The sequence below is a fragment of the Microbacterium sp. SORGH_AS_0969 genome (genome assembly GCF_030818255.1).
Taxonomy (GTDB): domain Bacteria; phylum Actinomycetota; class Actinomycetes; order Actinomycetales; family Microbacteriaceae; genus Microbacterium.
In genome coordinates this window covers 3,029,552-3,050,547 of sequence record NZ_JAUTAG010000001.1, presented here as the reverse complement: position 1 = coordinate 3,050,547, position 20,996 = coordinate 3,029,552, and the positions used below count along the sequence as shown (strand labels likewise).

Here is a 20,996-nt window from a genome sequence, read left to right as displayed (position 1 = left end):
GCCACCGGAACCCGGCCCACAGCGAGGTGGCTGAGCCCGCCGAAGCCACCGTGGCCGCGCGTGCGCGTTCTACGCGTGGCGCGAATCGTGCTCTACGTGGCCCGCCGGCTCGAGTTGGAAGGTCGAGTGCTCCACGTCGAAGTGATCGGCGAGGCACCCCTGCAGCGACTCGAGGATGCGCGCCGCGCGCCCGTCGCTCAGCGCTGCGTCCTCGACGATCACGTGGGCGCTGAAGACCGGCGCCCCTCGCGTGAGCTGCCACACGTGGACGTCGTGGACGTCGACGACACCGTCGGTGTCGCGCAGATGCTGACGGATCTCCGCGACCTGGACGTCGACGGGTGCCGACTCGGTCAACACGACGACCACTTCGCGCAGCAGGCCGATGGCCCGCGGGACGATGAGGATCGCGATGAGCAGTGAGGCGATGGCATCCGCTCGTGTGAAACCGGTCGTGACGATCACGATCGCCGCGATGATCACCGCGATCGACCCGATGAGGTCGCCGAGGACCTCGAGGTAGGCGCCGCGGACGTTGATGCTCCGCTTCTGCGCGCGACCGAGCAGCCACATCGAGATCGCGTTGGCGACCATGCCGACCGCGGCGACGACCAGCATGAGCCCGCCCTCGACCTCGGCCTCGGCGGGGGCGAGGAGCCTTTGGACGGCCTCGATCCCGACCCAGGCGCACAGGACGATCAGGATCACGCCGTTCGCGAGCGCCCCGAGGACCTCGGCGCGCTGATACCCGAAGGTGCGGCGGTCGTCCGCGGGGCGCGAGGCGATCGCCGTCGCGACGAGGGCGACGACCAGCGCCGCGGCGTCAGTGAACATGTGCGCGGCGTCGGCGAGCAGCGCGAGGGAGCCCGACAGGATCGCGCCGACGATCTGCACGACCATCACCGACGCGGTGAGCGTCAAGGCGGTGGCGAGCAGACGCCGGTTGCTGGCATCGCGGATGCCACCGGCGGGAGCGTGATCGTGCATAGCTCCAGGCTAGGTGGGGGGCGCGATCACCCGCGTGTTTTCGCGGTAGTCGGGAATGAGAACGGGTGTCGCTCTCGACGGCTCAGCGCCGCAGACCCGCGAGCTGCGCCTGGATGCGCCGGTGCGCGTGCAACGCGGGATACACCCCGAGGAAGATCGCCATCGGCGCGCGCAGACGCATGTCACGGATGCCGTGAGCCGAGTACGTGTTCTCGAAACGATCGATGTAGCGGCGGAAATCGCGGGGCCGGTCGTCGAGACGCCGCGCTCCGATGCCGGCCACCATGTTCGAGAAGTACCCGATGCGGCGGCCGGAGAGAGCGAGGTGCACGGCGATGTCGAGGTCTTCGTGCATGATGTCTTCTTGGTCGTCGCAGAGGTGCTCTCGCACGTCGTGCCAGGCGTCCGCCCGCACGGCCATGTTGCTGCCGAAGAGGAAGACGAAGTCCCCCGCCAGACGCACCTGGAGGCGACGGAACGCATCGTCGACCTGCTGACCGATCGCCCGGAGCGGCAGGTCGTAGTACTCGACCGGACCCGAGGCGGCGTCGACCTCGCCCGACGCGAACACCCGCGACACCTGAGCGACCCAGTCGGGCTTGATCGCGGTGTCGGCGTCGATGCGTCCGAGGACGTCGCCGGTCGCGGCATCCATTCCCAGGTTCCGGGTCGGCACCAGGCCCTGCCGCTCGTCCTGACGCAGGAGACGGATGCCGGAACGCGGGTGCTCCGCGATGAACCGCTCGACCACGGCTCGCGTGTCGTCCGTCGAGCGGTTGTCGACGACGAGCACCTCGGTGGCGGGCACCGTCTGCCGGACGATCGCTTCGAGACACTGCGCGATCACCGCCTCCTCGTTGAAGGCGGGCACGATGATCGATACCGACGGGAGCGGCTTCACGCTTCCTTCCTACACGGTCAGAGTGTCTCCAAAAGGGGCACGAGGTGACGGAACGCCCGCGCGCGGTGGGATTGCGCGTTCTTCTCATCCGCGGACCACTCCCCCACGGTCCGCTCCTCGCCCGACGCCTGCCCGTCGGGAATGAAGATCGGGTCGTACCCGAACCCACCCGGTCCGGCGGGCGCCGTCGCCAGGCGCCCGGGCCAGCGTCCCTCCACCGTGTCCTCGGGGCCGTCGGGCCGGACAAGCGCGATCACCGAGACGAACTGCGCCGTCCGGTGCGGGTCGGCGACGTCGGAGAGCTGGTCGAGGAGCAGCTCGAGGTTGGCGGTCGAGTCCTTCTTGTGCCCCGCCCAGTACGCCGAGAACACCCCGGGCGACCCGCCGAGCACGTCGACGGCGATACCCGAATCGTCGGCGAGAGCGGGCAGCCCCGTGTGCGCCGCGGCCGCGCGCGCCTTGATGAGCGCGTTCGCGGCGAAGGTCACCCCGTCCTCGACGGGTTCGGGTCCGTCGTATCCGACGACCTCGAGGTCGGGACGCACCGCGGCGACGATCGCCTGGAACTCCTCGACCTTGTGCGCGTTGTGCGTGGCCAGAACGACGCGAGGCATGTCAGCCCTCGAGCGCGGCGGTCTGGATGCCGCGGAGCTCGGCGCAGCCGTTCACGCCCAGCTCGAGCAGACGGTCGAGCTCGGCCTTGTCGAACGGCGCACCCTCGGCCGTGCCCTGCACCTCGACGAACAGGCCCCGACCGGTCACGACGACGTTCATGTCGGTCTCGGCGCGCACGTCCTCGACGTAGGCGAGGTCGAGCATCGGCTCGCCGTCGATGATCCCGACCGAGACGGCCGACACCGAGTCGATGAGCACCTCGGAGCGCTGCGCGATGAACTTCTTCTCACGACCCCAGGCGATGGCATCCGCGAGGGCGACGTACGCACCGGTGATCGCCGCGGTGCGCGTGCCCCCGTCGGCCTGCAGCACGTCGCAGTCGATGACGATCGTGTTCTCGCCGAGGGCCTTGGTGTCGACGACGGCGCGGAGGGCGCGGCCGATCAGACGCGAGATCTCGTGCGTGCGCCCGCCGACCTTGCCCTTGATGCTCTCGCGGTCGTTGCGGCTGTTCGTCGCGCGCGGGAGCATCGCGTACTCGGCCGTGACCCAGCCCTTGCCCTTACCGGTGAGCCAGCGGGGAACGCCGTTGGTGAACGACGCGGTGCACAGCACCTTGGTCCCCCCGAACGTGATGAGCGCCGATCCTTCGGCGTGCGCGGACCAGCCGCGCTCGATCGTCACGGGGCGGAGCTGGTCGGTGGTGCGACCGTCTTTGCGGGTCATGGGTCCTCCTGAGGAACGGGGAGTGGATGCCACGCCTCAGCGCGGCAGGTCGATGGCGCCGGTCTGCACGAGCTGCACGTCGCGCACCTCCCGGCCCATGAGGCGGTGCGCCAGGCGCACGAAGTCGTCGGCCGAAGAACCGGTCGCTTCGTAGCGGGAGGTGGGGACGGCATCCGGACTCGCGAGCAGGTCGCGCGAGACCAGCTGACGGTAGACGTCCTTCGCCGTCTCGCTGTCGCTCGAGACGAGGCTGACCTCGGGTCCCATCACGTAGCTGATGGCTCCCTCGAGGAACGGGTAGTGGGTGCAGCCGAGGACGAGCGTGTCGACGCCGGCGTGACGCAGAGGAGCGAGGTACTGCTCGGCCGTGGCGAGGACCTCGGGCGAGTCGGTGATGCCCGCCTCGACGAACTCCACGAAGCGCGGGCAGGCCTCGGCGAAGACCGTCAGGCGCTCGTTGACCTCGAGCATGTCCTGATAGGCGCGCGAACCGATCGTGCCCACGGTGCCGATCACGCCGATGCGGCCGTTGCGCGTGGTCGACATCGCGGTGCGGACGGCGGGGCCGATCACCTCGACGACGGGTACGTCGTAGCGCTCGCGCGCGTCGCGGAGCATCGCCGCGGATGCCGTGTTGCACGCGATCACGAGCATCTTCACGCCCTGCTCGACGAGCGTGTCGAGCACCTCGAGCGCGTAGCGGCGGACGTCGGCGATCGGCTTCGGGCCGTACGGCGAGCGGGCGGTGTCGCCGATGTAGAGGATCGACTCGCGCGGCAGCTGTGCCGACACGGCCCGGGCGACGGTGAGACCGCCGACTCCCGAGTCGAAGATCCCGATCGGCGCGTCATTCATCGCGACTCAGCCTACCCGTCGGCCGCCGCGCGGCCGCGGCGCCCGCCCGCCCCGCGGGCGAAACTCCTGAGAATGGGGGCTCGATGCTGCGACGTTCATGTTCTGCTCCACGAATCGATCGAGAACTCAGGAGTTTCGCACGGCGCCGCGGCGCGCCGACGCGGACGTACCGCGGCAATAGGCTGACGCCATGACGCGTAGCACCGCCCTGCACACCGACCGCTACGAACTCACGATGCTCGACGCGGCCCTCCGCGACGGCACCGCCGCGCGCCGCTGCGTGTTCGAGGTGTTCGGTCGCCGACTGTCCGGCGGTCGTCGGTTCGGCGTCGTCGCCGGCACCGGTCGACTCCTCGACGCCATCCGGGACTTCCGCTTCGGCGACGACGAACTCCGGTTCCTGCGCGACAACCGGATCGTGGATGCCACGACCATCGACCACCTCGCCGATTACCGCTTCACGGGCTCGGTGACCGGCTACCGCGAGGGCGAGGTCTACTTCCCGGGGTCACCGCTGCTGACGATCGAGGGCACGTTCGCCGATGCCGTCGTGCTGGAGACCCTCGCCCTCAGCATCCTGAACTACGACTCCGCCGTCGCGACGGCGGCGGCCCGCATGAGCGTGGCCGCCGGCGACCGCCCCCTGGCAGAGATGGGCTCGCGGCGCGCGAGCGAGGAGGCGGCGGTCGCCGCCGCTCGCGCCGCCTACATCGCCGGCTTCTCGGCGACCAGCAATCTCGAAGCCGGCCGGCGCTGGGGCGTGCCCACCATGGGGACCGCGGCGCACGCGTGGACACTTCTCCACGACAGCGAGGAAGACGCGTTCCGCTCCCAGATCGAGGCGCTCGGCACCGACACGACCCTGCTGATCGACACGTACGACATCGCGGAGGGGGTCCGCACCGCGGTCCGCGTGGCGGGAACGGAGCTCGGCGGCGTCCGCATCGATTCGGGCGACCTCCCGATCGTCGCGGGCGAAGTGCGCGCCCTCCTCGACGAGCTCGGCGCCACGGGAACCCGGATCACCGTCACGAGCGACCTGGACGAGTACGCCCTGGCGGCCCTCGCCGCCTCCCCCGTCGACGCGTACGGCGTCGGCACCTCCGTCGCCACCGGCTCGGGCGTTCCGACGGCGGGTCTCGTCTTCAAGCTCGTCGCCCGCGAAGCCACCGACGGATCGTGGGTCGCCGTCGCGAAGGCGTCGACGCAGAAGGCATCGCACGGGGGACGTAAGGCCGCCTTCCGGACGCTCGATCAGGGAACGGCCACGTCGGAACTGATCATCGTCAGCGACGGCTTCGAAGAACTCGCCACCGCCGCTGAGCACCCGGACGCACGATCGCTGCAGGTCGCGCTCATGGTGGACGGAGAGGCGGATGCCGCGGCCCTCGGCCCCGCCGGCGTCGAGGCCGCGCGGGCTCATCACGCGCGCGTGCGTGAAGAGCTCCCCGTGCGAGCACTCGCTCTCAGCAAGGCCGACCCCGCCCTGGCGACGGAGTATCGCGAGGCGACGCCCCGAGGCTGAGCCCCGGGTGAGCGGGTCGCTCAGCCGCTACTTGGTCAGCGACTCGTAGATCTCTTTGCACTGCGGGCACACGGGGAACTTCTCGGGGTCGCGACCCGGCGTCCACTTCTTACCGCAGAGCGCGCGCACCGGCTTGCCGGTGAGGGCGGACTCGAGGATCTTGTCTTTCTTGACGTAGTGCGAGAAGCGCTCGTGGTCACCCGGCTCGATGTTCTCTTCGCGGATGAGCTCCTCGAGCTCACGATCCAGGGTCGCAAGGCCCCCGCTGTCAGGACTGTCGAGAGGCGTGCTCATGGTCTGCCAGTGTAGCCGCGGAGCGCACCGTGCGGACCGGTCGCGATCGACGGCGCCCGATCACGTGGCTTCGGCGAACTCCATCAGCCGCGTTCCGCGGCGCTCGAACAAGAGCGCGCCGACCGCGATGCCGACCACCAGGACGATCCCTCCGGCCGCCAGGCCGGCCCAGAGCGCGCCGAGAGCATCTTCCGTGTCGGATGCCAACGCCCTCGCGGCGAGCCAGATCGCCGGTGACGCGGCGAGGAGCGAGCCGAGCATGACGAGCGCCTGCGCGATCACCCCGCCCGAGCCGGTCCGCTGAGGCTGCTGGAACGGGCTGTCGCCGGGTCGCGACACGGCGTACGGCGCGACGACCGAAGAGATGCTCGACAAGCCCAGACCAGAGAGGAACAGGGCAGCGCAGACGCCGATCAAGGCCGGGAGGAAGGCCCACCGCCCGTGAGCGACGATCGCGAGCGGGATCGAGACCGCGAGGATCGGGAGTCCGATGAGGAGCACGGGCACCAGTCGCCCGATCCGATCGGACAGCCCACGGACGCCGCTGGCGATGTGCATCCAGAGGGCGGTCGAATCGTACGCGAGGTCGTTGTGGGGCAGCCATCCGAAGAACAGCGCCATGATCGGCACCGGCAGGAGCGCCGCCATCTCGAGGGGGACACCCGCCACGACGAGAGGCACCATCGAGAGCACGGCCGCGATCGGCACGACCACGATGTTGACGAGGTATCGGCGATCCCGCAGCCAGTACGAGAGGCTGCGCGCGGCGACGGCACCCCCGGGCGTGCCGGGGAGCAGGGCGAACCAGCCGAGGCCGCCCCGCTCGCGCACGGCCACGGGCCGCGGCGTGGTCGTGAGCAGGATGCGGACGAGGATGAACCACACGGCCGTGAGAGCGGCGACCGTGGCGACAGCCACGACGGCGCTCCCGACGGCGGCACCCGGCGTCGGCGCGAGAGCGATCCCCCAGGCGGCGCCCACGGGCGTCCAGGCCAGGGCTTCGGCGGCGGACACCAGCTGTGAAGGAACGGTCCCCTGCCACTCGAGAGAGCCGAGGAAGACCGCGACGGGCACGACCACCACGAGCACGGCGACGAGGTAGACCCCCGCGAGCTCACGCGACTGCCGGGGACGCTTCACCAGGGCTCCGAGCGCCATGCTGACGCGCGCGAGCAGCACGCACGTCGTGAGCCCGAGCGCGATCGACACGACGCTCGCGAGAGCCCCCACGCCCTGCTCGCTCCACGCGACGGCGACGCTGATGGCGAGCACCAGCACCGCGAACACCGGGACGCTCAGGAAGCCGGCGAGCAGCAGCGCACCGGCGAGGGGTCGAGGCTCCGGTCCGACGACGGCGAACCGACGCGGATCGAGGGGATCGACGGATGCCGTGACCGGCGGTGCGACCGCGAAACCGAGCGTGATGGCGGAACCCGCGAGGACCGTCACCACACCGGCGGTGAGGCGATCGACCTCGCCCAGACCGCTCGCGTTCACGGCCGCGAAAACGGTGCCCGCGACGAGCACCACGAGGCCCACAACTCGGCGGAGGACATCGTCTCGGTCGCCCCGCAGGGCGCCGAGCATCATGGCCAGCCTCAGCCGGAGAACGTGTGCAACCACTCCAGGCCCTCCACGTCGCCGAGACCGCCCGCGAGCTCGAGGAAAGCGCTGTTCGAGGCTGGCCTCGCCACGTACCTCGTCGACCGTGCCCTCGGCGAGAACCTGCCCCGACACGATGACCGCGACACGCGAGCACACGCGCTCCACCAGTTCCATTCCGTGGCTGGAAAGGATGACCGTTCCGCCGTGGCCGACGTAGGCGCCGAGGATGTCGAGGATCACCGCACTCGAGACCGGGTCGACCGCTTCGAACGGCTCGTCGAGTACCAGCAGTCGAGGCGAGTGGATCATCGCACCGGCGAGCATGACCTTCTTCGTCATGCCGGCCGAGTAATCGGACACGGGGCGCGCGAGGGCATCGACCAGATCGAAGGCACGCGCGAGATCGGCGGAGCGACTCTCGACGAGAGCGGCCGGCAGACCGCGCAGGGCGCCGTAGTACGACAGGAGCTGTCGCCCGGTGAGGCGATCGAACGTGCGAAGGCGGTCCGGCAGCACGCCGATCATCTTCTTCGCCGCGCGCGAGTTCTTCGCGGCGTCGACGCCGTTGATCGAGACCGTGCCCGCGTCGGCACGCAGGAGCCCCGCGATGATCGACAGCGTCGTCGTCTTGCCGGCACCGTTCGGACCCACCAGGCCGTAGAACGATCCGGCGGGGATCGTGAGGTCGATGCCGTCGACGGCCCGCAGCTCACCGAAGGTCTTGGTGACGTTGCGGAGAGCGAGAGCCGGGATCGCCTCGTCGACGTCCGTCGACGAGGGGGCGCCGTCGAGCGCCGCAGCGCCGATCGCGGCGCCCGTGGACACCGCGGCGGTCGGCTCGTCGTCGGCGTGCGTAGCGTCCTCGACACGATCGGCGGAAGCCACGGGCTCGTCGGCCTCGGCCGTCAGCAGCTCGTCGAGGGCATCGCCCGAATCTCCCGAGGGCTCCTCGACGGTGTGCGACACGGCCTCCGCCCCGGCATCCGGGGCACCGTCGCCCTCGTCGACGAGCGCGGGTTCCTCGACGGCGACATCTGCGGGGGTGGGATCTTCCACGACCGTGTCGGCCGAGGTGTCGACCGGCTCGTCGACGAGAGCCTCGACGGTCGGCGCGGCATCGTTCGCCGACTCGTCGACGATCGGCGCGGCGTCAGCGACGACGGGCTGGTCGTCAGCGACGACGGGCTCTTCGATCGCGACGTCAGCGGGAGTGGGGTCTTCGGCCGCAGCGTCAGCGGGTTCCGGATCCGCCACCGCATCGCTAGGAGCCTGCTCAGTGGGTGCGTGCTCGTCGACCGCGGCGTCAGCAGGCACCGGGTCTTCGGCCGCGACATCCGCGGAGGTCTGCTCGTCGAGTGAGGCATTCGCTGCCGTCGCGGGCTCGACCGCAGCCCCGGCCGACGGCGACCGTTCAGCGACATCGCCCGCGGACGCTGAGTCGGCGGCGGAGTCCGCGTCCTCGACGCGGGGGGCCGCGACGGGAAGCGGCGGGCGCGGAGGAATGACGATGTCGTCGGGCAGGGCGGGAGTCGATGCGGTCTCGGCGGCAACCGCCGACGTCGACGGAGCCGGCCGAGATGCTGCGGGCTTGCGCGGAGCCGCGGGCTTGCGAGGTGCCGCGGGCTTGCGCGGTGTGGCGGGCTTCTTCGCCGCCGGCTTCTTCGTCACGCGCGGCGCGACCGACGAACTACTGGTTTCGCCCGCCTCCGGCGTGTCGGCCGTCGATGTGGGCTTGCGCGGCGTGCGAGCGGTGGACGTCCGTGGTGCCCTCGGGGTGGTCGTGCGAGGCGCGCGCGGCGCGCGCGGCTTCGGCGTCGGGGGCGTGTCGGGCGTGGAATCGGCGCTCACCGCGTCGCCGTCCGACCGAGGGGCGGACGAGTCTTGGGGCTGCGGCAGCGACGCTGTCATCACTCCAAACTAGCAAGCCCCTCCGACACCGCTGTACGCGAGGCAGCGGGGCCCAAGATGGTGTAGCCGATCACGAAACCACAACGAGTGGGGCGAATCATGCCACCCCCGGCGGGCCCTTCGCTAGCATCGTCAGCGCACGAAGGCGTGACATTCCGGTGAACCGGACATGACGACTCATCCCCCCCAGGAGCCAGCCTTGACTGTTCAGATCGTGATTCTCGCCGCGGGCATGGGCTCGCGCCTCGGCCGCAGCCTGCCGAAGCCCCTCACCCCGCTCGCGGACGGCCGCAGCATCATGCAGCAGCAGCACGACAACATCCGTGCCGCGTTCGGCCACCACGCTCGCATCACCACGGTGGTCGGCTATCGCGCCGAGACGATCGTCGACGCCTTCCCCGACGTCGACTACGTCTACAACGACCGCTACGACCAGACGAACACCTCGAAGAGCCTCCTCCGTGCGCTCGCCAAGACGGGGCGCTCCGGCGTGCTGTGGATGAACGGCGACGTCGTCTTCGACCCGCGCGTGCTGGGTCGCGCGACCGAGCTGATCGAGGCGGACCGGTCGTTCGTCACGGTCGACACCGCGAGCGTGGGCGACGAAGAGGTGAAGTACACGGTCGACGCCGAGGGCTTCGTGAAGAACCTGTCGAAGACCGTCGTCGGCGGCGTCGGTGAAGCCGTCGGCATCAACTACGTGTCGTCTCGCGACAAGAAGGCGCTCACGCGCCAGTTGCAGCGCGTGAACGACCAGGACTACTTCGAGCGCGGCATCGAGCTCGGCATCGTCCACGACGGTCTGCGGGTCGAGCCGCTCGACATCTCCGACCTCTACGCGGTCGAGGTCGACTTCGCCGAAGACCTCGAGCGCGCGAACCTCTTCGTCTGATCCGTCAAGTCGCCGCGACCGCGGACGGTCTCGGGAGAAGATGACGTCATGGCTGAGAAGGTGCATCGCATCCACTCCCTCCCGGAAGACGCCCCGTGGAAGGGCGGGCTCCCGCCCGTGGGTTCCGAAGAACATCCCGCGGCGATTCGCCTGCTCGACCGTGCCCTCGCGGTGCAGCGTCCCGTCGTGCTCGCTCACCTGCGCAGCATCCGACTCCGGCACCGGGATGCCGACACGCAGGAGATCCTCGGAATCCTCGAACGTCGCTACCTCGCGGCCGTGACCACCGGCGGCGCGGCGGTCGGCGCGACCGCCGTCGTGCCCGGGATCACGACCGGGATCACCCTCGCGCTCAGCGGAGTCGAGACCATCGGCTTCCTCGAGGCGACGGCGCTCTATGCCCAGTCGGTCGCCGAAGTGCACGGTGTCGCGGTCGATGACCCGGATCGTGCCCGAGCCCTCGTACTGACGCTGATGCTGGGCAAAGAAGGCACCGACCTGGTGGCCCAGTTGGCCGCGCAGGCCGCGGGCCGAGGCGCAAGTCGCTCGACGTACTGGGGCGATCTCGTCACCAAGACGCTCCCCCGCGCTGCGGTCGGCCCCCTGGTCGATCGGCTGAAGACCTCGTTCGCCCGCCAGTTCGCGGCGCGCGGAGGGGCGTCGTGGCTGGGCAAGGCGCTCCCGTTCGGCATCGGAGCCGTCGTCGGCGGCGCCGGCAACCACATTCTCGGACGACGCGTCCTCGTGAACGCGCGGCGCGCGTTCGGTCCCCCGCCGCCGACACTCCCGGCCGACCTCGAGCCACGGCCCGGCGCCGAGCGGCTCGAGAGGACCGCCGCGAACGGAGTGGCGCGCGTCGGCGACGTCCTCGCGGGTGCCGTCGGCGGCGCCGGCCGCCGGACGGGCGCGATCGCGCGCAAGGCGCTCCCGCGACGGAAGAGAGACGCCGAGGGCGTGGAATCGAGCACCGGAGACTCCTCGCCCGAGAACGCGGCATCCTGAGCCCTTCTCATCTCGCCGACCCGGGACGCAAGACCCGCGCGACGATCACGTCGGCGGGCTACTCTCGCCGCATGGGCGACCTCCTCGATCTCCTCGCGGTATGGATGCCGCGGCAGCGCTGGTACGGAACCAAGGGCCGCGACCCCCGGCTCTCCCTCGTCGCGTCGTGGCCGCTTGTCGAACCGGACATGCGGCTGCTCCTCGTGCGCGACGACGCCGCCGTTCCCGCGATCGTGTACCAGGTACCGGTCGTGAAGCGGCCGGCCGGCACCGTCCCGCCCGGGAGCCTGATCGGTGCCGAGATCGACGGCGGCGTGTGGGCGGATGCCACCACCGACGAGGCGTTCACCGATCTGCTCTACCGAGCTGTCACGGTCGGCGGCATCGACGTGTCGACCGAGACCGGTCTGGAGGCCCTCGCGCTGTGGTCTCCGCACCTCAGCACACCCGCCTCACGGGCGACGGCGCGGGTGCTGAGCGGTGAGCAGTCCAACACGTCGATCATCTTCCGCCCCGACGAGGACGGCCTCCCGGTCATCTGCAAGCTCTTCCGCCAGGTCAACGGCGGGCGCAATCCCGATGTGGAGCTCCCCTCCGCCCTCGCCGCCGGTGGAGCGACGTTCGTCCCGGCCGCGATCGGCGAGCTGCGGGGAACGTGGACGGCCTCGACGGGCGAGACGGTGACCGGCTCCCTCGCCTTCGCGCAGCAGTTCTTCGACGGTGTCGAGGACGCCTGGCGGGTCGCGCTGAACGCCGCGGGCGCCGACGAGGACTTCCGAGAACCGGCGCGCGCCCTCGGCGAGGCCGTGGCGGGGATGCACGTCGCGCTCGCCGCCGCGTTCCCCACGCGCGAGCCCGATGCCGCTGACCGTGCCGCCGTCACCGGGGCATGGGAGCGTCGACTCGCGATCGCGCTGAGCGAGGTGCCCGCGCTCGCGCCGCTGGTGGATCGCATCCGTGCCGTCTACGCCCGCGCGGCGGCGGCGCCGTGGCCCGCGCTTCAGCGCGTCCACGGCGATCTGCACCTGGGGCAGGTGCTGCACACGCCGAGCAACGGGTGGGTGCTGCTCGACTTCGAGGGCGAACCGTTGCGTCCGATGGCGGAACGTCTCCTCCCCGACCTCGCCGTACGTGACGTCGCGGGGATGCTGCGCTCGTTCGACTACGTCTCGGGAGCGATCGCCGACGACGACGGAGCGGCCGTCCGCGCGTGGGTCATCGCGGCACAGCAGTCGTTCCTCGAGGGCTATGCGGCCGCGGCCGGCGGCGAGATAGCCGGCGGTGGCGATCTCCTCGCCGCGTTCGAGCTCGACAAGGCCGTCTACGAGGCGATCTACGAGACGCGGAATCGTCCGGATTGGCTCGGCATCCCCCTCGCGGCGATCGGGCGCCTCACCCACGTGGGCTAGCCGCAGGGGGGCGGCGGCGGGCGGCGCCTGTCGGGCGCGTGCGCCGGGCCGGGGCCATAAACGCTATTTGCTCACGTAAACGCGCTCTCCACGTGTTTCTGTGCGCGGATGGCGTTTATGAATGCCGCGACGCCCGGTCACCCTCGCGCGCGTGCCACGCGTCCCAGCGGCGCATGAGCTCGGCGACAGCGGCGTGGAAGCGCGCCGTGGACGCGCCCGGCGTGGTGTCGCCGAAGTAGTGCTGCACCCAGTGCCGCAGGCGAGCGACAGCCTCGGGGTCACGGAGCACGCGATCCGTCTCTGCGACGATGTCGCCCGAGGAGGCGGCATCCAACCACTCGCACGCCGAGAGGTAGCCCGCCTCGTCGACCTCGGCTTCGGGATCGCTCGGCCGCGTGATGAGCAACGGGGCGGCGAAGGCGAGTCGGTCATAGACCATCGCGGAGATGTCGAGGACGGCGAGGTCGGCGGACCGCAGCTGCCACCCGAGCGCGGGCGAGGTGTCGTAGACGTGCTGCGCCGACGGATCTGCTCGGTTCGCGGCTGCCAGGGCCGCGATGATGCGCGCGTTCGCGGCGCCGTACTCGGCATCCACGACTCCCGAGCGCGGGTGCGGGCGGTAGACGACGCGGTGACGACCCGTGGCGAGCAGGGCGGCGACCAATGCCTCGCCGTGCGTGCGGACCGAGCCGTAGTGTGCCGACGGGCGGTCGCCCTCCCAGGTCGGGGCGTACAGCACGACGGTGCGATCATCGTCAGCGAACGGCGCCTCCCCCACCGCGTGGTCGGCCTGGGGACGCCCGATCGAGAACGTCCGGCGGTCGAGGTCGTAGTCCCACAGTGCGCGTGAGATGGCGGGCGCGGGCGGCGTCTCCGGCGACGAAGGCGTAGTCGTACGCCTTGAACTGGTTCGTCGTCATGTACATCTTGTCGGACTCGCCGTGGTTGATGAACACGTGCCAGCGGCGCCCGTAGCGGAACATCTGGAAGTTCCGGGTGTTCTGATTGACATAGAACACGAGCCGGATGTCCTGCTCGGCGAGCACTCGCTCGACGTCGCGCACGGTCGGCGCGAACGCGACCGGGAGCTCGCCGTCTTTCAGCAACGCGTCGGAACCGCGGATCGTCCGGCTGATCACGACGACCGGCCAGGTGCGCGCCAGCTCGCGCAGCGGCGCGTACCACTGGCGCATCTGGTACATGTTGACCGCGCCGTCGGCGAAGTACACCGCGATGCGGAACGCGTTCTCGGGGAGGGGGCCCCGCGCGGCCAGCGCGCGGTGCAGGTCGCGTCGGGCACCCCGGGTCGCGACCGCCTTGCGCAGCAGGCCGACGGCGAGTCGGGCGTCGCGGACGAGGGGCATCGTTCCAGGGTAGCGGCCAGGTGCACCGTGAAAGGATCGAGGGATGCCCCTCCCGACCCCCGGCGGTAGAGACGCGCCCGTTCCCCCCGACGACGCCGGCGTGAGCTTCATCATGCCCGTCCTCAACGAGGAGCGGTACCTGCGGCACGCCGTCGCATCCGCCCTCGCGCAGGACGTTCCCGGACCCGTGGAGATCGTCCTCGCCCTCGGCCCGTCGACCGACGGCACCACCTCGATCGCCCGTGAGCTGGCGGACGGCGACCCGCGCATCGTGCTCGTCGACAACCCGGATGCCGATATCCCGGTCGGCCTCAACCTCGCTCTCGCCGCCAGTCGCCACCCGACCGTGGTGCGCGTCGATGCTCACTCCGAGCTCTCTCCGGGGTACACCCGCCGCGCCCTGGCGACCCTCGCCCGCACACGGGCGGCGAACGTCGGCGGTGTGATGCGCGCGGACGGTCGCTCTCCCTTCCAACGCGCGGTCGCTCGCGCGTACAACTCGCGAGCCGGACTGGGCGGCGGTGCGTACCACGGCGGTGCGGTCGAGGGTCCGGCCGAATCGGCCTACCTCGGCGTCATGCGCCGCGCCGCGCTCGATGAGGTGGGCGGCTTCGATCCGTCGATCCGCCGCGGGGAGGACTGGGAGCTCAACCTCCGGCTGCGGCGCGCGGGCTATCGGGTGTGGTTCGACCCCGCCCTCTCGGTCGTCTACTGGCCTCGCGAGAGCTGGACACGGCTCGTGCGGCAGTTCCGTGCGACCGGAGCGTGGCGCGGCGAACTCGTCCGACGATACGGCCGGCGCAACTCGCTGCGATTCTTCGCCCCTCCCGCTCTCGTCGTGGCCGTCGTGCTCTCGACCACCGCCGGTCTGTGGCAGACGGCTCGTCGTACGCGCCGCCGCCGCTCGGCCGTGGCATCCGTCCTCCACCTTCCCGTCGCGGCGTATGCGCTGCTGGTCGCCGTGGTCTCGCTCGGGCGCGGCGGTGGTCGCGGCTGGCGCGACCGCGCGTGGACGGCAGCGGTCCTGCCCTCGATGCATCTCTCGTGGGGATCGGGCTTCCTGTGGGGAGTCGCGCGGGGCGCGCACGACACCGTCGACACCTCTCGGCTCGAGGGGCGCAACACGCCGCTGCCCTAGCGGTCGACGAACCCCTGATCGAGAATGCGCGCCACGACGCGCTCGCTCGCGCGGCCGTCGTCGCGGGCGTTGAAGATGCGCTGCCACCGGGCGTAACGCTCGGCGAAGATCGACGGATCGACCTCGTCGATCGCACGGGCGAGTTCGTCCTGCGTCCGGACGACGGGACCGGGAGCCGCGTCCACCAGGTCGAAGTAGAAGCCGCGGAGCGCTCCGCGGTAGTGCTCGAGGTCGGGCACGAGGAAGTACATCGGCTTGCCCGTGATGCTGAAGTCGAACATGACCGACGAGTAGTCGGTGATGAGCGCATCGGCGACAGCGAGGAGTCGCGCCGTGTCCGGGTATCCCGTGACGTCGATCACGCGCGGGCCGCGCGCGTCCTCCCCGGGGAGGAGCGTGCGGGAATGCCCGCGAACCAGCACGACGGAGTCCGTCGCCCGGGCCAGGGCGGTCGGGTCGACGAAGTCGACGATGGCCTCCCGGTCGTCGCGCCACGTCGGCGCGTACAGGAGCACCCGCTCGCCCGCGCCGATGCCGAGGGCGTGACGGGTACGCTCTCCGTCGTCCGTGCGGAGGACATCGTTCCGCGGGTACCCCTCGATCCACACCGGGCGGCGCAGGAAGGCATAGGCCTTGGTGAGGACGCGCGCCGCGTAGGGGCTCTGCGCGAGCAGGACGTTCCAGCGCAGCGCCTCGCGCACCACGGCGGCCGCGCGCCGAGGATCGAAGCCCGGGCGGTGCAGCGCCAAGCGCTTGAGGGGCGTGCCGTGCCAGGTCTGCAGCACCACCTGCCCGCGGCGGCGGACGAAGCGCCTCCGCAGCCAGTCGTTGACGACGAGCAGCCGCGCGACCCCACGGGCGCGCCACCACTCCGGGCTCCCCTCGACGACCGCGACCGCCCCCGGCGGGACCTGCACCGAGAGGTCGACCACACTCCAGTACCGCGTCACCCCGGGAGCAACGCGCGCGAGCTCTCGATCGATTGCGAGCGGGTTGCAGCTCGCGTTGCGGCCGTAGAAGCTCTCGAAGAACACCGCGTTCTCGAACGGTTCACGCCGCCGGGCGTACCGCGTCTCGAGGGCGGCCTGCGCTTCCGGGGTATCGACCGGCGGCCCCACGCGCAGAGTCGCCCCCGTCCACGCGGCACGCAGGCCCGGAAGGACCGTGAGGGAGATCGCCCCGGCCGGGGGCGCGGCATCCGTCGCCTCCCCCGCCTCGATCGAGAGCCGGTACTCCCCCGTCGGCAGAGGCAGCTCGGGTCCGCCCCACCGCGATGCGCGCAAGGGCACCTCGGCGCGCCACGTGCGCCCTCGTCCGTACAGCCTCGCGGAGACGCGGGCTCGTCGTCCGATGAGCGTGACGGATGCCGGACGGGCTCCCGTGCCGGCGATCTCGAACACGGGAACACCCCCGTCGTCGAGGAAACGTGCGTCGGTCATCGCGGCGCCCTTCTCGCGCCCCACCGGGCGTTGGTCGGTTTCGCCCGCTCGAGGCGACGGCGGATCTCGCGGTACACGCGTTCGGTGTTCCGCCCGTCCCGGTGCGCGTGGACGGTGTCGCTGCGACGGCGGGAGGCTGTGACCGCCTCGGTCGGATCGTCCAGGATGCCACCCGCCCGCGTCAGCACGTCGGTCCAGGTGCGCGCGGGGTCGGTGCCGGCGACCTCCGTGTAGGTCCCGTACAGGCCGCGCCGCGCGGTGTACTCCTCGAGGTCGGGCGCGAAGAACAGCACCGGGAGCGGCACGAGTGCGGCGTCGAACGCCAGCGACGAGTAGTCGGTGACGAGGAGGTCGATCCCGGGGAGGAGCGGGGTGATGTCGGCCACCCGATCGTTCCCGAGTGCCCCGACCCGTTCGTGCGACACGGGCGGCGTGTAGTCGCCGGCGCCGAGCGGGTGCGAGCGGATGAGCAGTGTGGCGTCGAGACGGTCGAGAGCGGCGGTGATGGCATCCCACTCCTCCGCGTCGGGCACCGCGGGGTCGGGCTCGCCGTCGCGCCACGTGGGTGCGTACAGGACGACCCGGGTATCGCCGAGCGGGCGGCCGCACGCCTCGTCGAGAGCGGCGCGGGCGGCGTGGCGACGCTCATCCGCGGAGCCTTGGGAGAGGACGTCGACGCGCGGTTCGCCCGTGATGGGCAGGCGCGCGTCGGGAAGGCCGAAAGCGGTCTCGAGTCGCCCGCGCACGAGGTGCGATGCGGCGGGGAGCATCGAGATCTGACGGGTCGTTCGGCGGTAGAGGACCGCCAGCACACGACGCACCACGGTGGACCCGGCGCGCGTCGACCCGGCGCGCGTGGTCTCGGGAGAGTCGAGGCCGATGCGCTTGAGCGGGATGCCGTGCCAGAGCTGGACGATGAACGCGCCTGTCACCGCGTAGCGCTGGACGTCGCCGAACCCATGGGTCACCACGATCACCCGCGCTCGCGCGGTAGCCCACAGACCGCGGACGGAGTCTCTCCTCACCGACGGGATGCCGAGGCATCCAGCCTCGCGCTCCTGAGTCTCATCGGCGACGAGCCAGAGCGCCCGTTCTCCGCGCTCGGCGGCCAATCGCCACAGGGCGAGAGCGCCGTCGGTCACGCCGACCGCGCACCCGAACACCCAGCGCTCGCGCGATCGCGGGACCAGAGCGGTGAGGAGACGACCCGCGAGGTAGAGCGGGATCCGGCGGAGTTTTCGCGCGTTTCCCGCCCCGAACGAGAAAGACGCCACCCCGCGAGCCTATCGCGGGGTGGCGTCCGACGCCGGAGCGTCAGGCGGAGCGTCAGTTGGTGGGCATCTGTCCGAGGGTGACCTCGGCGGTCTTCTCCTGCCCGTTGCGGACGTAGGTGATCTCAGCCTTGGTCCCGGCGGCGAGCGCCCGGACCTGTGCGGTCAGGTCGGCGGAGTTGGTGATCGGGACGCCGTTGAACTTCGTCACGATGTCGCCCTTCTGCAGCCCCGCTGCCTGAGCGGCACCGCCGTCGACCGCGACGGCGACGTAGGCGCCCGTGGTGGTCGCGCCCTGCATGCTGCCGGCATCCTGGACGTTGGCGCCGAGCAGACCGTGCGTGGCGGCGCCGTTGTCGATGATGTCCTGCGAGATGCGCTTGGCGATGTCCGACGGGATCGCGAAGCCCACGCCGATGTTGCCGGACTGACCGCCGGACGACGATCCACCGGCGTTGGCGATGGCGACGTTGATGCCGATCAGCTTGCCTTCGTCGTCGACGAGCGCGCCACCGGAGTTGCCGGGGTTGATCGCGGCATCCGTCTGGATGACGGCGATCTTGATGGAGTCGGTCGCCTGCTGCTGGCTCTGCTGTCCATCGCCGAAGTCGAAGTAGAACGGGTTCTGGTTGCCGCCCGAGCCCGAACCGTCCTCCGACTCGGTGCCGTCCTTGGGGGCGGCCGACGAGGCGACGAGGATCGAACGGTTCAACGCGCTGACGATTCCCGTGGTGACCGTGTTGGGCAGGTCGAGCGGAGCGCCGACCGCCGAGACGTTGTCGCCGACGTTGAGCTGCGACGAGTCCGCCCATTCGATCGGGGTGAGGTTCGAGGCGTTGTCGACCTTGATCACCGCGAGGTCGTAGGTCGCGTCGGTGCCGACGATCTTCGCGGAGAAGACGCGTCCGTCCGACGTGGTGACCGACACCGTCGGGTTGGCGGACTTGCCGCCGATGGTCACGACGTGGTTGTTGGTGAGGATGTAGCCGTCCTTGCTCAGGATCACGCCCGAGCCGGTGTCGCCGGTCTGGCCCTCCATCGCTTGGATCGTCACGACGCTCGGCACGACCTTGGCCGCGACAGCGGTGGTGTTGTTGACGTCTTCGGGGTTGTTGACCGTGACGGCCGTCGGACCCGCGACGGCGGCCGAGTTCGACCCGCCCCACAGCGACAGACCGGCGTACGTGCCACCGAGGCCCGCGCCGCCGCCGACCAGGGCTGCGGCGACGAGGAGAGCGGCGACCTTGGGGGCCGAGCTCTTCTTGCGCGGCTGCGTGGCGGTCGGCGTCCCGCCGAGGTTCAGCGTGGGGTGCTGTCCGTGCGGGTCGTGACCGCCCGCGGCCGGGCCGAACGCGTGGCCGGTGGGGCCGGTCGCGCCGGACGGCGCGGCGGCGTAGGCCTGCGGGCGGGTGGCTCCGTCGTGGGTGGAACCGGACGCGTGCGTCCCCGCGGCGGGGTTGTGCGCCGGCGGCGGCCACGCGGCCGCGGCGGCGGCGGGCGAACGCGTCGGCACGGGCGGAACGGCGCCGGGGGTGGCGGCGGCGTCGCTCGCGTTCCCGGTCGCGGTGTGGTCGGTGTTCGGCGAGGCGGGCACGGCGTTCTGCGCGGTCGCGTCAGTGTTCGAGCTGATGTCGTTACCCTCGGGGCGGTTGTCCGTGTTGTCGCTCATGTGATGCTCCTTCTTCCAGGCGCTTCAACGATGACCCCGAATGCTGTGCGCTGCCTATGACGCGGGTGAGCCGCCTCTATGGGTCTCACACCAACGCCCCGCAAGGCCGATGGCCTACGGTGAGAACCTATCGGCCCTCCGGCCCACGCACCCCTTCGAAGGCACTTCCCCGATGAACACCATCCCCGGCGCCTGGCAGCGCACCGCCCGAGGAGCCGGTCTCCTCTCCGCCGACGGCCGAGCCGTCCCCACGATCTTCGCCGAGATGACCGCCCTGGCGACCTCGACCGGCGCGATCAACCTCGGCCAGGGGTTCCCCGACGAGGACGGCCCCGAGGTCGTCCTCGAAGCCGCGCGGCGCGCCATCGCCGACGGGGTCAACCAGTACGCCCCGGGGCGCGGTTTCCCCGAGCTGCTGACCGCGATCGCCGAGCACCAGAAGCGCTTCTACGGTCTCGAGCTCGATCCCGCGCGTGAGGTGCTGGTGACGGTCGGGGCGACCGAGGCGCTCGCGGCGACTCTGCTCGCCCTCATCGACGGTCCCGACGACGAGGTCGTGGTGTTCGAGCCCTACTACGACTCGTACGCCGCGAGTGTCGCGCTGGCCGGAGCGCGGCTCGTCGGCGTCCCGCTGCGCTGGCCCGACTTCCAGCCCGACCTCGACGACCTGGCATCCGCCGTCAACGACCGGACGCGAGTCATCCTCGTCAACGACCCCCACAACCCGACGGGCACGGTGTTCTCTCGCGAGGTGCTCGACGAGGTCGTGCGTCTCGCCCACCTCCACGACGCGATCATCGTGACCGACGAGGTGTACGAGCACCTCGTGTTCGACGGACCGCACGTTCCGATCGCCACCCTGCCGGGCGCAGCCGAACGGACTCTGTCGATCTCCTCCGCCGGCAAGACGTTCTCGCTCACCGGATGGAAGACCGGGTGGGTGACGGGTCCCGCCGAGCTGGTCACCGCGGTGCTGGCCGTCAAGCAGTTCCTCACCTACGTCGGCGGCTCGCCGTTCCAACCGGCGATCGCGGCCGGCCTGCGACTGCCCGACGCGTTCTTCGCCTCCGTCGCAGCGACCATGGCCGCCAAGGCGAAGGTGCTGGGCACCGGGCTCCGAGCAGCCGGCTTCGACGTCTCGTCTCCCGGAGGCTCGTACTTCACGGTCGTGGATGCCGCCCCGCTCGGCGCCACGGACGCGGGAACGTTCTGCCGTGAGCTGCCCGCCCGTGCCGGGGTGGTCGGCATTCCTCTGACCGCGTTCGTCTCCCCCGCTCGGCGGGATCGCTACGCGACCCTCGTGCGCTTCGCCGCGTGCAAACGCGTCGAGGTGCTGAGCGACGCAGCGGAACGCCTGGCGGGCCTGTCGGGAGCCTGACCGGCCGACGCGTGACAC

Annotated in this window: 16 protein-coding genes and 1 pseudogene; 6 read left to right on the top strand and 11 right to left on the bottom strand. The window is 71.0% G+C overall.

Going from position 1 to position 20,996, the window contains the following annotated elements:
- Positions 1-69: 69 nt before the first annotated feature.
- The 5 genes from QE388_RS14245 to murI form a co-directional block, all read right to left on the bottom strand.
- A complete protein-coding gene (locus QE388_RS14245) occupies positions 70-987 on the bottom strand; it encodes a cation diffusion facilitator family transporter (RefSeq protein WP_307385942.1) in 918 nt (305 codons plus the stop codon).
- Positions 988-1,069: 82 nt separating this feature from the next.
- Positions 1,070-1,888, bottom strand: coding sequence for a glycosyltransferase family 2 protein (locus QE388_RS14240; RefSeq protein ID WP_275798234.1), 819 nt, complete (start codon positions 1,886-1,888; stop codon positions 1,070-1,072).
- Positions 1,889-1,905: 17 nt separating this feature from the next.
- On the bottom strand, positions 1,906-2,502 hold the full coding sequence (gene rdgB, locus QE388_RS14235; RefSeq protein ID WP_307385940.1) for an RdgB/HAM1 family non-canonical purine NTP pyrophosphatase: 597 nt from the start codon (positions 2,500-2,502) through the stop codon (positions 1,906-1,908).
- Position 2,503: 1 nt separating this feature from the next.
- The gene (rph, locus tag QE388_RS14230) at positions 2,504-3,229 is read right to left on the bottom strand and encodes a ribonuclease PH (RefSeq protein ID WP_058595233.1); all 726 of its coding nucleotides are present in this window, start codon (positions 3,227-3,229) and stop codon (positions 2,504-2,506) included.
- A gap of 36 nt (positions 3,230-3,265) precedes the next feature.
- Positions 3,266-4,084: a glutamate racemase gene (gene murI, locus QE388_RS14225; RefSeq protein ID WP_307385937.1), complete on the bottom strand. Its 819-nt coding sequence runs from the start codon at positions 4,082-4,084 to the stop codon at positions 3,266-3,268.
- A 190-nt stretch (positions 4,085-4,274) separates the two neighbouring features.
- Between murI and QE388_RS14220 the strand changes: the two genes are divergently transcribed.
- Positions 4,275-5,609, top strand: a complete 1,335-nt coding sequence (locus QE388_RS14220) for a nicotinate phosphoribosyltransferase (RefSeq protein ID WP_275798231.1) — start codon at positions 4,275-4,277, stop codon at positions 5,607-5,609.
- A gap of 27 nt (positions 5,610-5,636) precedes the next feature.
- On the opposite strand, the gene QE388_RS14215 is transcribed toward QE388_RS14220, so the two are convergent.
- Together QE388_RS14215 and QE388_RS14210 are read right to left on the bottom strand one after the other, a co-directional pair.
- Entirely contained in the window at positions 5,637-5,903 is a 267-nt protein-coding gene (locus tag QE388_RS14215) for a DUF3039 domain-containing protein (protein ID WP_043363140.1), read from the bottom strand.
- A gap of 60 nt (positions 5,904-5,963) precedes the next feature.
- Positions 5,964-9,176 (bottom strand): ABC transporter ATP-binding protein, encoded by a 3,213-nt coding sequence (locus QE388_RS14210; protein WP_307385935.1) that lies wholly within the window; start codon positions 9,174-9,176, stop codon positions 5,964-5,966.
- Positions 9,177-9,615: 439 nt separating this feature from the next.
- Between QE388_RS14210 and QE388_RS14205 the strand changes: the two genes are divergently transcribed.
- The 3 genes from QE388_RS14205 (at position 9,616) to QE388_RS14195 (ending at position 12,719) form a co-directional block, all read left to right on the top strand.
- A complete protein-coding gene (locus QE388_RS14205) occupies positions 9,616-10,308 on the top strand; it encodes an NTP transferase domain-containing protein (protein WP_307385934.1) in 693 nt (230 codons plus the stop codon).
- 48 nt (positions 10,309-10,356) lie between these two features.
- Entirely contained in the window at positions 10,357-11,310 is a 954-nt protein-coding gene (locus QE388_RS14200; RefSeq protein WP_307385932.1) for a hypothetical protein, read from the top strand.
- Between the two features lie 71 nt (positions 11,311-11,381).
- Entirely contained in the window at positions 11,382-12,719 is a 1,338-nt protein-coding gene (locus tag QE388_RS14195) for a phosphotransferase (protein WP_307385930.1), read from the top strand.
- Positions 12,720-12,834: 115 nt separating this feature from the next.
- Here the strand turns inward: QE388_RS14195 and QE388_RS14190 are convergent.
- Positions 12,835-14,083: pseudogene (locus QE388_RS14190) on the bottom strand (CDP-glycerol glycerophosphotransferase family protein).
- Between the two features lie 43 nt (positions 14,084-14,126).
- Between QE388_RS14190 and QE388_RS14185 the strand changes: the two are divergent.
- On the top strand, positions 14,127-15,221 hold the full coding sequence (locus QE388_RS14185; protein ID WP_307385928.1) for a glycosyltransferase family 2 protein: 1,095 nt from the start codon (positions 14,127-14,129) through the stop codon (positions 15,219-15,221).
- Here the strand turns inward: QE388_RS14185 and QE388_RS14180 are convergent.
- The 3 genes from QE388_RS14180 to QE388_RS14170 are packed head-to-tail and all read right to left on the bottom strand — an operon-like array spanning position 15,218 to position 19,600.
- Positions 15,218-16,660, bottom strand: coding sequence for a CDP-glycerol glycerophosphotransferase family protein (locus tag QE388_RS14180; protein WP_307385927.1), 1,443 nt, complete (start codon positions 16,658-16,660; stop codon positions 15,218-15,220). The genes QE388_RS14185 and QE388_RS14180 overlap by 4 nt on opposite strands.
- Entirely contained in the window at positions 16,657-17,934 is a 1,278-nt protein-coding gene (locus tag QE388_RS14175) for a CDP-glycerol glycerophosphotransferase family protein (RefSeq protein WP_307385926.1), read from the bottom strand. The genes QE388_RS14180 and QE388_RS14175 overlap by 4 nt, the downstream gene beginning before the upstream one ends.
- 52 nt (positions 17,935-17,986) lie before the next feature.
- Entirely contained in the window at positions 17,987-19,600 is a 1,614-nt protein-coding gene (locus QE388_RS14170; RefSeq protein WP_307385924.1) for a S1C family serine protease, read from the bottom strand.
- A gap of 172 nt (positions 19,601-19,772) precedes the next feature.
- On the opposite strand from QE388_RS14170, the gene QE388_RS14165 reads away from it, so the two are divergent.
- Positions 19,773-20,978 carry an aminotransferase class I/II-fold pyridoxal phosphate-dependent enzyme gene (locus QE388_RS14165; RefSeq protein ID WP_307385922.1) on the top strand — a complete coding sequence of 402 codons (1,206 nt, stop codon included), beginning with the start codon at positions 19,773-19,775 and terminating at the stop codon, positions 20,976-20,978.
- Positions 20,979-20,996: the final 18 nt, after the last annotated feature.

What these genes read in the sequence shown, in the direction of transcription:
- QE388_RS14185 (WP_307385928.1), top strand. Translation starts at nt 14,127, where the DNA reads ATGCCCCTCCCGACCCCCGGCGGTAGAGACGCGCCCGTTCCCCCCGAC.
- murI (WP_307385937.1), bottom strand. Translation starts at nt 4,084, where the DNA reads ATGAATGACGCGCCGATCGGGATCTTCGACTCGGGAGTCGGCGGTCTC.
- QE388_RS14180 (WP_307385927.1), bottom strand. Translation starts at nt 16,660, where the DNA reads ATGACCGACGCACGTTTCCTCGACGACGGGGGTGTTCCCGTGTTCGAG.
- QE388_RS14220 (WP_275798231.1), top strand. Translation starts at nt 4,275, where the DNA reads ATGACGCGTAGCACCGCCCTGCACACCGACCGCTACGAACTCACGATG.
- rph (WP_058595233.1), bottom strand. Translation starts at nt 3,229, where the DNA reads ATGACCCGCAAAGACGGTCGCACCACCGACCAGCTCCGCCCCGTGACG.
- rdgB (WP_307385940.1), bottom strand. Translation starts at nt 2,502, where the DNA reads ATGCCTCGCGTCGTTCTGGCCACGCACAACGCGCACAAGGTCGAGGAG.
- QE388_RS14165 (WP_307385922.1), top strand. Translation starts at nt 19,773, where the DNA reads ATGAACACCATCCCCGGCGCCTGGCAGCGCACCGCCCGAGGAGCCGGT.
- QE388_RS14195 (WP_307385930.1), top strand. Translation starts at nt 11,382, where the DNA reads ATGGGCGACCTCCTCGATCTCCTCGCGGTATGGATGCCGCGGCAGCGC.
- QE388_RS14215 (WP_043363140.1), bottom strand. Translation starts at nt 5,903, where the DNA reads ATGAGCACGCCTCTCGACAGTCCTGACAGCGGGGGCCTTGCGACCCTG.
- QE388_RS14170 (WP_307385924.1), bottom strand. Translation starts at nt 19,600, where the DNA reads ATGAGCGACAACACGGACAACCGCCCCGAGGGTAACGACATCAGCTCG.
- QE388_RS14200 (WP_307385932.1), top strand. Translation starts at nt 10,357, where the DNA reads ATGGCTGAGAAGGTGCATCGCATCCACTCCCTCCCGGAAGACGCCCCG.
- QE388_RS14245 (WP_307385942.1), bottom strand. Translation starts at nt 987, where the DNA reads ATGCACGATCACGCTCCCGCCGGTGGCATCCGCGATGCCAGCAACCGG.